A 13,562-nucleotide genomic window follows, 5' to 3' on the forward strand; every position below is an offset into this window, starting at 1 on the left:
TGTGAAGAAGATCGCGAGAATTCTCCGGAATCTCGCGATCTTCTTCACATTCGGGATTAGGGCGTTCGGGGTCAGGCGCGGGCAGCGGCCCGCCCGGCGCGGCGACCGTAGAAGCTTCCGTCGCCCAGTGACACCCCGCTGGCGTAACCCCACGCTGCCAGTCCGGCAGTGCAGCGTCCGGCGGCGAACAGCCCCGGAATGGGCTCACCGCTCACGTGGAGCACCTCGGCGTCGAGCGTGGTGTGCAGCCCGCCGAGGGTGAAACCGCCGGTGGATTCGCGGAGGTCGATGGCGCCCACCGGAGATTTGATCGGCTTGAGCCACTGCGGCTTCTTGTGCAGCAGCGGGTCCTCGCCTCGGGCGGCACCGTCGTTGTAGGCATCCACGGTGGCCTGCAAGGAGTTTGGTGGCAGCCCGATTTCGGCTTCCAGTTCGGCGACGGTGTCGGCTACCCAGGTTGCCGGACGCGTCATCAACAGCGGCGTCAGCGAGGCCATCGCCTCCTCCTGGGCGTCGCCGTCGATGATCAGGTACGCGGTGTTGTTCTGGTGGTAGAGCGTCAGCTGACCGGCCCGCCCGGGGTAGGTGTCCTCGGCGACATAGCGCTGACCACGTTCATTCACCAGGATCCCGCGCACCAACTGCTGAGGATCGATGAACAACGCCACCTCGGTGGCATCCATATGAGCCAGATCGGCACCCAGTGCCTGGGCCATCCCGATGGCCTGCCCGTCGTGTTGCTCGATCGAGGCGGCCGGCCGTCCGGCGATGCGCGGCGCGTATTGGGCGACCATGGCGTCGTTGTAGGCGAAACTGCCGGTGGCCAGCACCACGCCGCGACGCGCCCGGATGTCCATCGTGGTGCCGTAGCGCTTGGTCCGGATGCCGACGACGCGGCCGTCGGACTCGACGATCAGCGACTGCACGCGCACGTCGTACAGCGACCGTGCCCCGGCCGCGGTCGCGGTGTCGACCAGGCCCTTCATCAGCATGAAGCCCGCGCTGGACTCGCCCTGCTTCTTGTTCTGCATCTGCGGCACGTGCCCGCGCGGAGCGGGAGTGGCGATCGTGTTGAACGGGTAGGAGTTCTCGCCACCGCTGTACATGAGCCCCTGGTCACCCATCGGCTCCCAGCCGGGCTCGGAGAAGAACTCGGCTTTGAACGGCACCCCGCAGCCCACCAGCCAGTCGAAGTGCGCGACGCTTCCCTCGCAGTAATCGGCGATACGTGCGGTATCTGCGCCGGGTCCCATCGCCACGTTGAGAAACGCCGCCATGTTATCGACGGAATCATCAAAGCCGCAGGCCTTTTGGATGTCGGTGCCACCGCCGAGGTAGATGAACCCACCTGCCATCGACGCGGCTCCGCCCCATGACCCGGTGCGTTCCAGCACCAGTACGTCCGCCCCTGCACGTGTCGCCTCCACCGCAGCGGCCGCGCCGGCAACGCCGTAGCCGGCGATCAGAACGTCGGCTTCGTCGGCCCACTCGGTGATCGCGCTGACCGGGATCGGCCGGATCTCGTCGGTGCCTGTCATGGACGCATCGCCGCCGGAAGGTCCGACACCCACTGGTGGCCCCAATAGCTGTCCGCGGTGATTTCCTCTGCCGTGTAGTAGGTTTCGTCGACCCGCATACCTTCGGTGCCGAATTCGATATCCCAGTCGCCCGGGGTGCGCACATAGAACGACACCATCTTGTCGTTGGTGTGGCGGCCCAGCGTCGACGACAGCTGGAAGCCTTCGGCGTTCACCCGGTCCAAGGCCTGACCGACTGCGTCCAGGCTGTCCACTTCGACCATGAGATGAATGAGGCCGGGATCGCGCAGCGTCTGCGCGGGACAGATCGCCAGACTGTGATGGCGCTCGTTGACGCCCATGAAGCGGACCCGCACCGGACCGAACTCCGGCGGCACGGGAACGCGGAACGCGCCGCGAGACTTGAAACCCAGTACCTCGGTGTAAAACTCGAACAAGCCGTTGACGTCGAGCGCTGGCAACACCACATGCCCGAGACCCTGGTCGCCGGTGACGAACTTCGCACCGTGCGGGGTAATGACAGGGGAGTGTTGGAGGACCGGGCCGTGGAACACCTCCAGCGAGGTGCCGGCCGGATCCTCGAACGCGATGGCCTCCTCGACCCGCCGGGCGTCCGTCTCTTCGAGGGAGAGCTGTTTGAACGGCACGCCGGCGTCCCCGAGTGCGTTCTTGACCTGCTCAAGGTCGGCGTGGTCGCGTACCTCCCAGCCGACGGTGACGATCTTGTCGGACTCCCCGGGCACCACGATGATGCGGGCGGCACGCTCGTCCATCCGCAGATACAGAGCGGACTGGTCGGGTCCGGTACCGGTGGCGAAGCCGAGTACGTCGAAGGCGAAGTGCCGCCAGCGTTCGATGTCGGATGCGGCGACGGTGACGTAGCCGAGGCTCTTGATCAATCCCATGTGCTGTCCTCTCAGATCATCGCTCGCAGCGGACCCTGCGGATCGACTCCCAGTGAACTCAGTGCCGACGCGTGATAGACCGTGCTCGGAACGTGGATGGCGTGTGCCTGCCCGACGTGTACATCGCGCCAATACCGTTGCAGCGGCTTGTCCATCCGGGCGGCGTTGCCGCCACAGCGGGCGAAAATCTCGTCTACCGCCGAGACCGCGCGCCACACCGCCCGCACCTGGGTACGCCGGCCCGCGGCCCGGTCTTCGAAGGAAACCTCTTTGCCCGAGTCGACGATGTCGTAGATGCGGTCGGCGTTGGCCAACAACTCCTGGCGGGCGGCGTTGATGTCCGCGGCGGCCTCGCCGATCGCGTACATGACGTAGGGATCGTCCTTGATCGCCACACCGCTGGAGTTCACCCGCTCACGTTGGTAATCGAGTGCGGCCGCCAGCGCGCCCTCGGCGATGCCGATGGTCGCCGAGCTGATGCCGAGCGGGAACATCGTCGACCACGGCATCAGGTACAGGGTTTCGGTCATCCCGGCCTCACGCTGGGCCGTGCCGTCCATGACCTTCATCGCGTCCATCGTCCGGTAGGACGGCACGAACGCATCCTTGACGATGACATCCTTGGAGCCGGTTCCGCGCAGCCCCACGACGTTCCACGAGTCCTCCACGATCTCGTAGTCCTTGCGCGGCAGGATCATGTGCAGCATCTGCGGCGGCATCAACGGCTTACCGTCGGCTCCGGGTTCGTTGCTGCCGATCATCGCGCCCAGGAAGATCCAGTCGCAATGGTCGGTGCCCGAGCTGAACTGCCAGCGGCCGTTGAAGATATAGCCGCCGTCGACCGGAACAGCCACCCCCTGGGGCGCGTAGGGAGATGCGACCCAGGTATCGACGTCGTCGGCCCAGATCTCGGCGGCAACCTTGGGGTCGGCGTAGGCCAGTTGGTACGGGTGCACGCCGACCACGCCGTTGATCCACCCGGCGGACGGGTCGAGTGCGGCGGTGGACATGACGGTCTCGGCGAACTCCCGCGGATGGACTTCCAAGCCGCCGTGAGCCTTCGGCTGCAGCAGGCGGATGTTTCCTGCCGACTTCATCATCTTGACGGTCTCGTCGGTGAGCTTGCCGACCTTCTCGGCTTCGGCGCCTTGCTGGCGCAACTGGTCGGCGATGTCGCGCACCCGGTCGATTACGCGCTCAGTCATTGTTTCGGTCCTATCGTCGAGGGCTGTACTGATGGTCTACCGCTTTGATACCGGTGGCGGGAGCCAATCCCGGTCAGTGGAAACGTGCCGACCACAGCGGCTCAGAATTCGATGTGGATGTCGTCGGAGACCGGGCGCGCCTGGCAGCCGAGGATGACCCCGTCGGCGAGGTCCTCGGCTTCCAGGATGTCGCAGGCGGCCACGTCCACATCGCCGCGTACGACTCTGGCCGCGCACGATCCGCACTGGCCCTCCTTGCACGAGTACGGAACATCCACACCTGAGCGGATCAGCACCTCGACCAGCGTTGCCTGGCGCGGCCATCTCAGCTGGTGACTGGTGCCGTCCAGGTCGACCTGGAGGGCGGCGGCGTCGTTCTCATCGCAGTCTGTTGCCATTGCGACGGTGTCATCGACGAACGGGTCACCGGAAAGCGACTGGAACACCTCGAGGTGGATCCGGTCCCGCGAGACGCCGGACTCGGTGAGCGTCTCCTTGACGACCGCCATGAACGGTGCGGGACCACAGACGAATGCCTCGAAGCCGCCGGTGCCGGCGAATACGGTCTGGGTGAACCCGCTCAGCTGTGCCCGGGTCGGCAGGCCCTGGATCGATTCCAGCCAGTGCAGCACCGTCAGTCGACCCGCGTAGCGGGCGGCAAGTTCGCGTAGTTCGCCGGCGAAGATCACCGAGCGTTCATCGCGGTTGGCGTAACACAGAACCACTCGACCGGTGCCCCCCGACAACACCGATTTGAGGATCGACATCACCGGAGTGATGCCGCTGCCGGCCGCCCACAACAGGAAGTCTGCGTCGAGGCTGGCCGGAGTGAACAGGCCCGACGGTGGCAGCACCTCGATGGTGTCGCCGGCTTTGACGTTGTCGCACAACCAATTCGAACCGTACCCGTCGATGGTGCGCTTGATGGTCACCTTGGGAGCGGGATCGGTGTGCGGTGAGCTGGCCAGTGAGTAGCACCGGGCCACCGATCCGGTTTCCTCGCTCGGCACCCGCAAGGTCAGGAACTGTCCGGGCCGATAGGAAAACCGCTCGTGCTGGTCCGGGGGCACGGTGAGGACCAGGGAACGAGCGTCGGGGCTTTCATCGATGACATCGGCGACCGTGACAAGGACGCTTCGTCTGGTCTGGATGCTCGCATCGATCATGGGCCGAGATTCTGGTGGCAGGAGCCGACGGCGCCAACCCGCTTATTCCGGTGGCCGGGACACGGTGCCCCGGCGTCCGGTGACCGGGAACTGTGGCGGTCGAGCGCGCGATCGGCGCCTACCGTACGCCGTGTGAGCAGTGGATCGATGAGCGTCGTGGATGTCGCCGTTGTGGATGTTGTGGTGGTCGGCGCAGGCTTCGGCGGCCTGTACGCGTTGCACAAGTTCCGGTCGCAGGGACTGTCGGTGCGCGTCTTCGAGGCGGCGCCGGAAGTCGGTGGTACCTGGTACTTCAACCGCTACCCGGGCGCGCGTTGCGATGTCGAGAGCGTCGACTACTGCTACTCGTTTTCCGACGAACTCCAGCAAGAGTGGACGTGGACCGAGAAGTACGCCACCCAGTCCGAGATCCTGAAGTACATCAACTGGGTCGCGGACAAGCTCGATCTGCGCTCCGACATCACGTTCGAGACCAGGGTGAGTTCGGCAGTGCTCGACGAGCAGACGCTGCGCTGGACCGTCACCACCGATACCGGTGAGACCGTTGACGCGCGGTTCGTGGTCATGGCCACCGGCCCGTTGTCGGCGGCAATGACTCCTGACTTCCCGGGCCTGGACACCTTCGCCGGGGACGTCTACCACACCGCCCACTGGCCGCATGAGGATGTGGATTTCAGCGGCAAGCGCGTCGCGGTGATCGGGACGGGTTCCTCAGGGATCCAGTCCATCCCGATCATCGCCGAACAGGCCGAGCAGCTGTATGTGTTTCAGCGGACCCCCAACTACAGTGTCCCGGCGGGCAACCGGCCACTGACCGGTGAGGAGATCGCGGAGATCAAGGCCAACTATGCCGAGCGGCGCCGGATGTCGTGGCGCAGCGGCGGTGGCTCACCACATGTGGCGCATCCCAAGCTGACCATGGAAGCCACGTCTGGCGAGCGCCACGATGCCTTCGAAAAGCGTTGGGAACTGGGCGGTGTGCTGTTCTCCAAGACCTTCGCCGATCAGATGGTCTCCCTGCAGGCCAACGAGGAGGCCCGCAAGTTCTACGAGAACAAGATCCGCGCCGTCATCGACGACCCGGACGTGGCCGAGGCGCTGATCCCCAACGATCACCCGATCGGCACAAAGCGGATCTGCACCGACACCAACTACTTTCAGACGTTCAACCGCCCCAACGTCGAGCTTGTGAGTGTCCGCAGGACGCCGATCGAATCGATCGACGAAACAGGTGTCAACACGTCCGACGCGCACTATGACATCGACGCGTTGGTGCTGGCCACCGGGTTCGACGCGATGACCGGAACGCTTGCCAAGATCGACATCGTGGGCCGCGGCGGAGAGAAGCTGGCGGACGACTGGGCCGACGGCCCGCGCACCTACCTCGGCCTGGGCACCGACGGTTTCCCCAACCTGTTCCTGGTATCGGGCCCCGGAGCGCCGGCGGTGCTGGCGAACATGGTTCTGCATGCCGAAGCGCACGTGAACTGGATCGCCGACGCCATCGCGCACCTCGACCAGAACCGCTACGCCGCAATAGAACCGACCGCTGACGCCGTCGACAGCTGGATCGCCGAGTGCGCCCAGCGTGCCGAAGCCACGTTGTTCACCAAGGCCAACTCCTGGTACATGGGGGCCAACGTGCCCGGCAAGCCCCGTATGTTCATGTTGTTCATCGGTGGCTTCGCGACATACCTGGACATCTGCAACGAGGCCGCGGCGGCTGGATACAAGGGATTCGACCTGCTGCAGGCGCCATAGTGCCGGATCTGGCGGACCCAGGTTTGGCGGGCCGAGTCGTGCTCGTCACCGGCGCTGGCCGCGGCACCGGGCGGGTGCACTGTGAACGCTTCGCCGACGCCGGGGCCGATGTCATCGCGCTCGACCGTTCCGAGGCGGCCGAGGACCTTCGTGAGACAGCTGACCAAGTGCGGTTGAGGGGCAGGCGCTGTGTGACGGGACCGGCCGACGTGAGCGATCTCGCCGACGTCACTGCCGCGGTCGATGCGGGCGTCGAGATACTCGGACGATTGGACGTCATCGTCGCCAACGCCGGCATCCACCTGCCGAACAGGCCGGCGTGGGAGATCAGTGCCCAGGAATGGCAGCGCACCTTGGATGTCAACGTGACCGGGGTCTGGCACACCGTCAAGGCCGGGGTGCCCCACATCGGTTCCGAAGGCGGATCCGTGGTGATCATCAGTTCCACCAACGGTCTACGTGGTACCGCCGGCACCGCGCACTACACCGCGAGTAAGCATGCCGCGGTGGGATTGGCCCGCACGCTGGCCAATGAACTAGGACCACAGCGCATTCGGGTCAACACCATTCATCCGGGCGCGGTTGCGACCCCGATGGTGCGAAACCCCGACACTTACAAAAGGCTGCGGCCCGACCTGTCCAACCCCACCGAAGCGGACGCCATGGAAGTCCTGACCGCCCGAAACCTGCTCCCGGTACCGTGGGTGGAACCCGTCGATGTGGCGAATGCCGCCGTCTTTCTGGCCTCCGAGCAGGCCCGATACATCACAGGTGCCCAACTCGTGGTCGACGCCGGCCTGACTCAGAAGACGACATGACCGGTCGGCTCACGGGCAAGACCGCGCTGATCACCGGTGCGGCCCGCGGTATCGGCCGGGCACAGGCCGTGCGCTTTGCACAGGAAGGCGCGGACATCGTCGCGGTCGACGTGTGCGGATCGATCGACACCGTGCACGTGCCGCCCAGCACGGCGGACGATCTTGCCGAAACCGCCCGTCTCGTCGAGCGGGCCGGCGGGCGGGTCGTCACCGAGATCGTCGACGTCCGTGACCCAGACGAACTGCGGTCCGCCGTCGATCGCGGTACGGCCCGGTTCAACGGGCTCGACATCGTCTGCGCCACTGCGGGAGTCACCTCGCGCGGCGCTACCGTTGAGCTCTCCGAGACGGCGTGGCGCACCATGCTCGACATCAACCTCACCGGAGTGTGGAACACTTGCACGGCCGCGGCGCCCCACCTGATCAGCCGTGGCGCCGGGTCGATGGTGTTGATCAGCTCGATCGCGGGCCTTCGAGGACTGGTCGGCGTCGCTCATTACACGGCCGCCAAACACGGGGTCGTCGGGCTGATGCGCAGCCTGGCCCAGGATCTGGCGCCACACAACGTCCGGGTCAACTGCGTCCATCCGACCAACGTCGACACACCGCTGATCCAGAATGACGCCGTCCGCAGCGGTTTCCGGCCGGATTTGGACCGTCCACCGACCCGTGACGAGTTCGCCGAGGCCGCGTCGCGGATGAACATGCTCGCCGTCCCGTGGGTGCAGCCCGCCGACGTCGCGAATGCGAGCCTGTTCCTGGCCTCCGATGAAGCCCGCTACATCACGTCCGTCAGCCTCCCGGTTGACGCCGGAAGTACGCAACGCTAGTAGGAGCAATGGCTGATTTGGCCAAGTCCGGGCCGTGGGCAGGAGCTACTGTGTCCGAAGCGATTTGAGAGGATGCCATGTCAGCTGCCGAATGCCCGCTGGTGTTCTTCTCGTTCGTCGTACTCGACGGCGGGGGAGCCGAGGAACACCGGCGCTACAACGAATGGCATCAACTGGATCATCGGCCGGAGAACCTGGCGCTACCCGGGGTCGCGTGGGGAGACCGTTGGAGCCGCCCGGAAGCCTGCCGCGCCGCGTCCACTGCCGAACCCGCACAGGCTGACACCGACTACGTCGCGATGTACTGGTTCCGTTCGCCGGTCGAACAATCGGTGCGCGAGTGGGAGCAACTGGGTGCCGACTCGTTCCAGTGGGGTCGCGGCCCCATGATCCCCGGCGTGCGTCGCACGGTGCTGGCGTTCTTCCGACCGGTCAAGGGCTACGCGGCGGCGTCGGCGCTGGTGTCGCCGGGAGTGATCCCGTACCGGCCCAACCGAGGGCTGCACCTGACCATGACCCGGTTCGCCGACCCCTACGGCGCCGACTCCCATGAGCACCATCGGTGGCAGGACCGGGTGGCGATTCCGGCCTTGCTGGAGTTGGACGGTGTGGCCGGGGCGTGGACCTTTGCGCTGCATCACCACCAGGACAACGGGCTGGGCCTCCGATCGGCAGAGGCCGCAGATTCGCCGGGCGGCCTGCGCATCCGGCTGCTGTACCTCGATGACGATCCGGTCCGCGTCACCGGCCGGATCAGGGAACGTCTGGCTGATGATGCGCTTGAGACCGCACCCGGAGAGTGCGTCATCGACACGCCACTGAACACGATCATCCCCTGGCAGGACTGGTGAACATGGGTACGTATGCGGTGACAGTCTCGGCATCCGGAATGGATGGGTATGCCCTGAGGTATCTGCGCCGATAGGTTCTTGTCACCTACTTCCGACCGCGGCCACGATGGACTCGCCGGTGCGATGGATCATGGCCGGCGTCACCACGCGATGAGCTGCCCGTGCATGACTCGTGCCGCTGCGGGGCACGTCTGACAGGCTGTGGCTGATGGCCCACGATGCACTGTGAACAGCGGCGACCACGGGCTCGATGCGCGTTGACCTGGTGGGTCCGCACAGCGACAGCGCGAATCGGCTGCCTTCCGCGCCTAGGCTGATGGGGGCGGCGACGACAGTGACTCCTCGCTCGTAACCCTCGGCATCGACGGCGACCCCGCCGCGGGCGCGTACCGCCGCCAGGTTTCGGTCCAACTCCGCCCGGTTCCGAATTCCACCCGGCGACATGACCGCATACTGCAACTCTGGCCAGGTTGCGTCGTCCATCTGAGCCAGGAGCGCGCGGCCGGAGGCACTCTGTGCCACAGGTTGCTTGAATCCGACCTGCCAACGATCGCCGCTGGTGGGCCATATTCCGAAGCGTTCGACGTGCAGCATGTGCGTATCTGACAGGACGCTGAGATGAGCGGTGAGGCCGGTGCGCCGATGTAGGTCTGCCATCACCGGCAGCGCTGCCTCAGGCACTCTCCGCTGCTGCATCGCCTGGCAGCCGAGTTCGAACATCTTGAGCCCGAGCGCATATGCGGCACCTCGGCGTTCGATCCAGCCCAGCTGGACCAGGCCCTGCAGGATGCGATGAGCCGACGAGCGGGGCACGTTCGAATACCGGGTGATCTCTGCCAGCGTGAGCGTTTGCCGTGTGCCGAAGACCTCCATAAGCGACGCCACGCGATTGAGCATCGCGATGGGAGCTGCGTCGTCATGCGACGTTGGCACAACACCCTCCATACCTGTCATACTCTGCATATGTGTCACAACATGACAGGTATGAGTCTAGGCACAACGCGGCCGCGAAGTAAAGACCGCCGGGTGCCACCGGGCCGCCTGCACGTTCGACCGGCCGCCGTGCCACTGGCCGTGAACAGCGCATTGCAGCGACAATCATCGAATGCCGAAGGGTAAGGGGCCGACGCTCACCGAGCGTCGCGCTGAGGAATTGCGGCTCAATATCGCCCGCACCGCGTGCGATATCTTCATCGCCGACGGCGACACCACTGCGACCGTGGAGCGCATCTGCGCCGAAGTCGGCATCGCGACGCGTACGTTCTACCGCCACTTCCCGGTCAAAGAAGATGTTCTAGGGCCGTTGTTCCGGCGAAGCGAAAACCACATGCGTGGCCTGTTGGCCTGCGCTGCAGCGGATTCGGACCCGGTAGATGTCCTCGTCGACATGTTCACGGTCGAGGTCCGGCACCGGCAGTCAGCCGGAGTCCAGCACCGGCAGTCGGTCGAGATCGCACGGAAACTGATGGCGCTCGTTGCCGAGACGCCCCAGTACCGCCTGAGGTGGATGGAATGGAGCGAGAATCTCGCTGACGCCATCACCGAGTTTCTGGCCGGGCATTTCGACTTGGGGGACGACGTGTTCATCCGCTCACTGCCCAGCAGACTCATCGTCCACGTCAGCAGCAATGCCTACATCTGGTGGACCGACGCCAAGAAACCGCACGAACTCGACGAATTGGTAGCTGCGCACAAGTCCGGAATCGGCCTGGTGCTGGCCGGCCTCGAGCGGTTGGACGCCGGTCGCTAGTCCCTCGCCAGGAACGTCGTGACCACTGACTCGAAAGCGGCCTTCGCCTCGATCATGGCCCAGTGCCCGCAGTTGGGGAATACGTGAAGCTCGGCGTTGGGAATGGTGCGCATCGGAATCAATGCCATGTCAAGCGGACTCACGCGATCATCGCGCCCCCACGTCAACAACGTCGGCGCCGACACCTTGTGCATCCGCGCCCAGGGCATGGGCAGGTCCGAAGCGGCCATCGAGGCCATCATCGCCGCGAACGCCGCTTTCCCGTACATGCGGCGCGCGGCCGCCAGCGTCTCGGGATCGGTTGCCAGCGCCCAACGCTCCTCGATGAGCTCCTCGGTGACCAACGACCGGTCGTAGACCATGGAATGCAGCCAGTCGATGAGGCGCTGCCGGGTCGGGTCCTCGGTGAATTCCTGGAGCAAGCGGATTCCCTCGCTGGGCCCGGGAGAGAAGATCGTGGTACCGATCCCGCCGATCGTGACGAGACGGCCCACCCGTTCGGGGGCATTGATCGCCGTGTTGATGCCGACACCGCCGCCCATCGAGTTGCCGACGATATCCGCCTGTTCGATATCGAGGGCATCCAGGAACGGGGTGACGGTGCCTTGCGCGGTGACCATGGGGTGCCCACCCCAGTCATCGGAGACGCCGAAGCCGGGAAACTCCAGCACCAGACACCGGAAGCGCTCGGCGAACGTCGGCAGGACTCCGCGGAAGTTACGCCATCCGGTGACCCCGGGGCCCGACCCGTGCAGGAACAGCACGGTGGGACCACTGCCAACGTCGTAGTAGCGCAAAGCGCCCGCGCTCGTGTTGATCTCGCGCGGCGCACCCGCCGTACCGGTGCCATCGATGACCGCAGCAGAATCTGACATGCATCTTTCCTTCGTCTGAGTGGGCCCGTTGCGCCCAGCTTCACACCCTCTCGCCAAGGCGGCAATGGCGTGTTCCGCTGACCGGTAACCAGTGCACGGCGCGGGCCGCGGGGCGGTATTCCCGGTGGGTGGGACATGCGATGGTGCGCTGGGTTGTGAACTGCGATGGTTCCCGGTCGAGACGTGTTCCAGGTCATACGGACCCTCGCGTGAGCCACACAGAACGGAGATCCGATGCTGCAGCGACAACTCGCCGGCCCACTCGAGGGGGTGGGTGGGTTGTTCGCCATGTCGGTGGATGCCGCCAGGTTCGTGGTGCGCGGCCCATTCCAATGGCGCGAATTCCTCGACCAATCATGGTTTGTGGCAAGGGTTTCCATGGCGCCTACGCTGTTGGTCGCCATCCCGTTCACCGTCCTGGTGTCGTTCACCCTGAACATCCTGTTGCGGGAACTGGGCGCGGCAGATCTATCCGGGGCGGGCGCGGCATTCGGCGCCGTGACCCAGGTGGGGCCGATGGTGACGGTGCTGATCGTGGCCGGCGCCGGCGCCACCGCGATGTGCGCCGATCTGGGATCGCGCACCGTCCGCGAAGAGATCGACGCCATGGAGGTGCTCGGCATCAACCCGATCCAGCGGCTGGTCACTCCGCGGATGCTGGCCTCGGGTCTGGTTGCACTGCTGCTCAACAGCGTCGTCGTCATCATCGGAATCCTTGGCGGATACCTGTTCTCGGTGTTCGTCCAGGACGTCAATCCCGGCGCATTCGCCGCCGGCATCACCTTGCTCACCGGCATCCCGGAGGTCATCATCTCCTGCGTCAAGGCCGCGTTGTTCGGCCTCATCGCCGGTCTGGTCGCCTGCTACCGAGGTCTGACCGTGTCCGGTGGGGGCGCCAAAGCGGTGGGCAACGCTGTCAACGAAACGGTCGTCTACGCCTTCATGGCCTTGTTCGTGGTCAACGTGGTGGTCACCGCCATCGGTATCCAGATGACCACCCGATGACGGCGTCGACGGTGGTACTCCAGTCGGCTTACCCGCGCCTGTCCCGGGCGGTGCGACGGCCCGGGGCGGTGCTGAGCAGCATCGGCGACCATGTCCTGTTCTACGGCCGGGCCCTGGCGGGCGTGCCCTTTGCGGCTGCGCACTACCGGAAGGAAGTCGTCCGCCTGATCGCCGAAATCAGCATGGGTGCAGGAACATTGGCCATGATCGGCGGCACTGTCGTCATCGTCGGGTTCCTCACGCTAGCCACCGGTGGGGTCCTGGCCATCCAGGGCTACAGCTCTCTGGGCAACATCGGCATCGAAGCGCTGACCGGATTCCTGGCAGCCTTCATCAACGTCCGGATCTCGGCGCCCATCGTCGCCGGGATCGGGCTGGCCGCCACGTTCGGCGCCGGTGTCACCGCGCAGCTGGGCGCGATGCGGATCAACGAAGAGGTCGATGCGCTGGAAGCGATGGCGATCCGGCCCGTCGAATACCTGGTGTCCACCCGCATCGTGGCGGGGATGATCGCCATCACGCCCCTGTACTCGATCGCCGTGATCCTGTCGTTCCTGGCCAGCCAGTTCACCACCGTCGTGTTGCTCGGACAGTCCGGCGGGCTGTACGGCCACTACTTCAGTACGTTCCTCAACCCGATCGACCTGCTCTGGTCGTTCCTGCAGGCGCTGCTGATGGCGTTGGCCATCCTGCTGGTGCACACCTACTACGGCTTCTTCGCCACGGGCGGCCCGGCCGGCGTGGGCGTGGCGGTCGGGAATGCGGTCCGGACGTCGCTGATCGTCGTCGTCTCGATCACCCTGCTGATCTCGCTGGCTGTCTACGGCTCCAACGGCAACTTCAACCTCTCCGGCTAGA

13 protein-coding genes are annotated in these 13,562 nt (G+C 65.5%); 7 read left to right on the forward strand and 6 right to left on the reverse strand.

Annotation, left to right across the window (positions count from 1 at the left end; genetic code table 11):
• Positions 1 to 71: 71 nt before the first annotated feature.
• The 4 genes from ACZYZF_RS07780 to ACZYZF_RS07795 all read right to left on the reverse strand — a co-directional run bounded on the left by ACZYZF_RS07780 (position 72) and on the right by ACZYZF_RS07795 (position 4,814).
• Entirely contained in the window at positions 72 to 1,538 is a 1,467-nt protein-coding gene (locus ACZYZF_RS07780; RefSeq protein ID WP_463835193.1) for an FAD-dependent oxidoreductase, read from the reverse strand.
• A complete protein-coding gene (gene bphC, locus ACZYZF_RS07785; RefSeq protein ID WP_463742752.1) occupies positions 1,535 to 2,443 on the reverse strand; it encodes a biphenyl-2,3-diol 1,2-dioxygenase in 909 nt (302 codons plus the stop codon). Before bphC ends, ACZYZF_RS07780 begins: the two co-directional genes overlap by 4 nt.
• An 11-nt stretch (positions 2,444 to 2,454) precedes the next feature.
• Positions 2,455 to 3,648 carry an acyl-CoA dehydrogenase family protein gene (locus tag ACZYZF_RS07790; protein ID WP_463742751.1) on the reverse strand — a complete coding sequence of 398 codons (1,194 nt, stop codon included), beginning with the start codon at positions 3,646 to 3,648 and terminating at the stop codon, positions 2,455 to 2,457.
• A 101-nt stretch (positions 3,649 to 3,749) separates the two neighbouring features.
• Positions 3,750 to 4,814 (reverse strand): 2Fe-2S iron-sulfur cluster-binding protein, encoded by a 1,065-nt coding sequence (locus ACZYZF_RS07795; RefSeq protein WP_463742750.1) that lies wholly within the window; start codon positions 4,812 to 4,814, stop codon positions 3,750 to 3,752.
• A 147-nt stretch (positions 4,815 to 4,961) separates the two neighbouring features.
• Between ACZYZF_RS07795 and ACZYZF_RS07800 the strand changes: the two genes are divergently transcribed.
• From ACZYZF_RS07800 to ACZYZF_RS07815, 4 genes are all read left to right on the forward strand, one after another.
• On the forward strand, positions 4,962 to 6,575 hold the full coding sequence (locus ACZYZF_RS07800) for a flavin-containing monooxygenase (RefSeq protein ID WP_463744098.1): 1,614 nt from the start codon (positions 4,962 to 4,964) through the stop codon (positions 6,573 to 6,575).
• A gap of 23 nt (positions 6,576 to 6,598) precedes the next feature.
• Positions 6,599 to 7,393 (forward strand): mycofactocin-coupled SDR family oxidoreductase, encoded by a 795-nt coding sequence (locus ACZYZF_RS07805; RefSeq protein WP_463835194.1) that lies wholly within the window; start codon positions 6,599 to 6,601, stop codon positions 7,391 to 7,393.
• Entirely contained in the window at positions 7,390 to 8,223 is an 834-nt protein-coding gene (locus ACZYZF_RS07810) for a mycofactocin-coupled SDR family oxidoreductase (RefSeq protein ID WP_463742748.1), read from the forward strand. The genes ACZYZF_RS07805 and ACZYZF_RS07810 overlap by 4 nt, the downstream gene beginning before the upstream one ends.
• 77 nt (positions 8,224 to 8,300) lie before the next feature.
• Positions 8,301 to 9,074, forward strand: coding sequence for a hypothetical protein (locus ACZYZF_RS07815; protein WP_463835195.1), 774 nt, complete (start codon positions 8,301 to 8,303; stop codon positions 9,072 to 9,074).
• A gap of 81 nt (positions 9,075 to 9,155) precedes the next feature.
• Here ACZYZF_RS07815 and ACZYZF_RS07820 read toward each other — a convergent pair whose 3' ends face one another.
• On the reverse strand, positions 9,156 to 10,007 hold the full coding sequence (locus ACZYZF_RS07820; protein WP_463835197.1) for an IclR family transcriptional regulator: 852 nt from the start codon (positions 10,005 to 10,007) through the stop codon (positions 9,156 to 9,158).
• A gap of 172 nt (positions 10,008 to 10,179) precedes the next feature.
• Between ACZYZF_RS07820 and ACZYZF_RS07825 the strand changes: the two genes are divergently transcribed.
• Positions 10,180 to 10,824 carry a TetR/AcrR family transcriptional regulator gene (locus ACZYZF_RS07825; RefSeq protein ID WP_463742745.1) on the forward strand — a complete coding sequence of 215 codons (645 nt, stop codon included), beginning with the start codon at positions 10,180 to 10,182 and terminating at the stop codon, positions 10,822 to 10,824.
• On the opposite strand, the gene ACZYZF_RS07830 is transcribed toward ACZYZF_RS07825, so the two are convergent.
• Complete coding sequence (locus tag ACZYZF_RS07830; RefSeq protein ID WP_463835199.1) at positions 10,821 to 11,699, reverse strand: alpha/beta fold hydrolase; 879 nt, start codon at positions 11,697 to 11,699, stop codon at positions 10,821 to 10,823. The genes ACZYZF_RS07825 and ACZYZF_RS07830 overlap by 4 nt on opposite strands.
• A 234-nt stretch (positions 11,700 to 11,933) precedes the next feature.
• Here ACZYZF_RS07830 and ACZYZF_RS07835 point away from each other — a divergent pair, with 234 nt between their 5' ends.
• Both ACZYZF_RS07835 and ACZYZF_RS07840 read left to right on the forward strand, forming a co-directional pair.
• Positions 11,934 to 12,704 carry an MlaE family ABC transporter permease gene (locus tag ACZYZF_RS07835; protein WP_463742743.1) on the forward strand — a complete coding sequence of 257 codons (771 nt, stop codon included), beginning with the start codon at positions 11,934 to 11,936 and terminating at the stop codon, positions 12,702 to 12,704.
• Positions 12,701 to 13,561 (forward strand): MlaE family ABC transporter permease, encoded by an 861-nt coding sequence (locus ACZYZF_RS07840; protein WP_463742742.1) that lies wholly within the window; start codon positions 12,701 to 12,703, stop codon positions 13,559 to 13,561. Before ACZYZF_RS07835 ends, ACZYZF_RS07840 begins: the two co-directional genes overlap by 4 nt.
• Position 13,562 lies beyond the last annotated feature (1 nt).

The organism is Mycobacterium sp. IDUB_24 (assembly GCF_055419385.1).

Coding starts and splice junctions, on each gene's coding strand:
- ACZYZF_RS07780 (WP_463835193.1), bottom strand. CDS start 1,538: ATGACAGGCACCGACGAGATCCGGCCGATCCCGGTCAGCGCGATCACC.
- bphC (WP_463742752.1), bottom strand. CDS start 2,443: ATGGGATTGATCAAGAGCCTCGGCTACGTCACCGTCGCCGCATCCGAC.
- ACZYZF_RS07790 (WP_463742751.1), bottom strand. CDS start 3,648: ATGACTGAGCGCGTAATCGACCGGGTGCGCGACATCGCCGACCAGTTG.
- ACZYZF_RS07795 (WP_463742750.1), bottom strand. CDS start 4,814: ATGATCGATGCGAGCATCCAGACCAGACGAAGCGTCCTTGTCACGGTC.
- ACZYZF_RS07800 (WP_463744098.1), top strand. CDS start 4,962: ATGAGCGTCGTGGATGTCGCCGTTGTGGATGTTGTGGTGGTCGGCGCA.
- ACZYZF_RS07810 (WP_463742748.1), top strand. CDS start 7,390: ATGACCGGTCGGCTCACGGGCAAGACCGCGCTGATCACCGGTGCGGCC.
- ACZYZF_RS07815 (WP_463835195.1), top strand. CDS start 8,301: ATGTCAGCTGCCGAATGCCCGCTGGTGTTCTTCTCGTTCGTCGTACTC.
- ACZYZF_RS07825 (WP_463742745.1), top strand. CDS start 10,180: ATGCCGAAGGGTAAGGGGCCGACGCTCACCGAGCGTCGCGCTGAGGAA.
- ACZYZF_RS07830 (WP_463835199.1), bottom strand. CDS start 11,699: ATGTCAGATTCTGCTGCGGTCATCGATGGCACCGGTACGGCGGGTGCG.
- ACZYZF_RS07835 (WP_463742743.1), top strand. CDS start 11,934: ATGCTGCAGCGACAACTCGCCGGCCCACTCGAGGGGGTGGGTGGGTTG.
- ACZYZF_RS07840 (WP_463742742.1), top strand. CDS start 12,701: ATGACGGCGTCGACGGTGGTACTCCAGTCGGCTTACCCGCGCCTGTCC.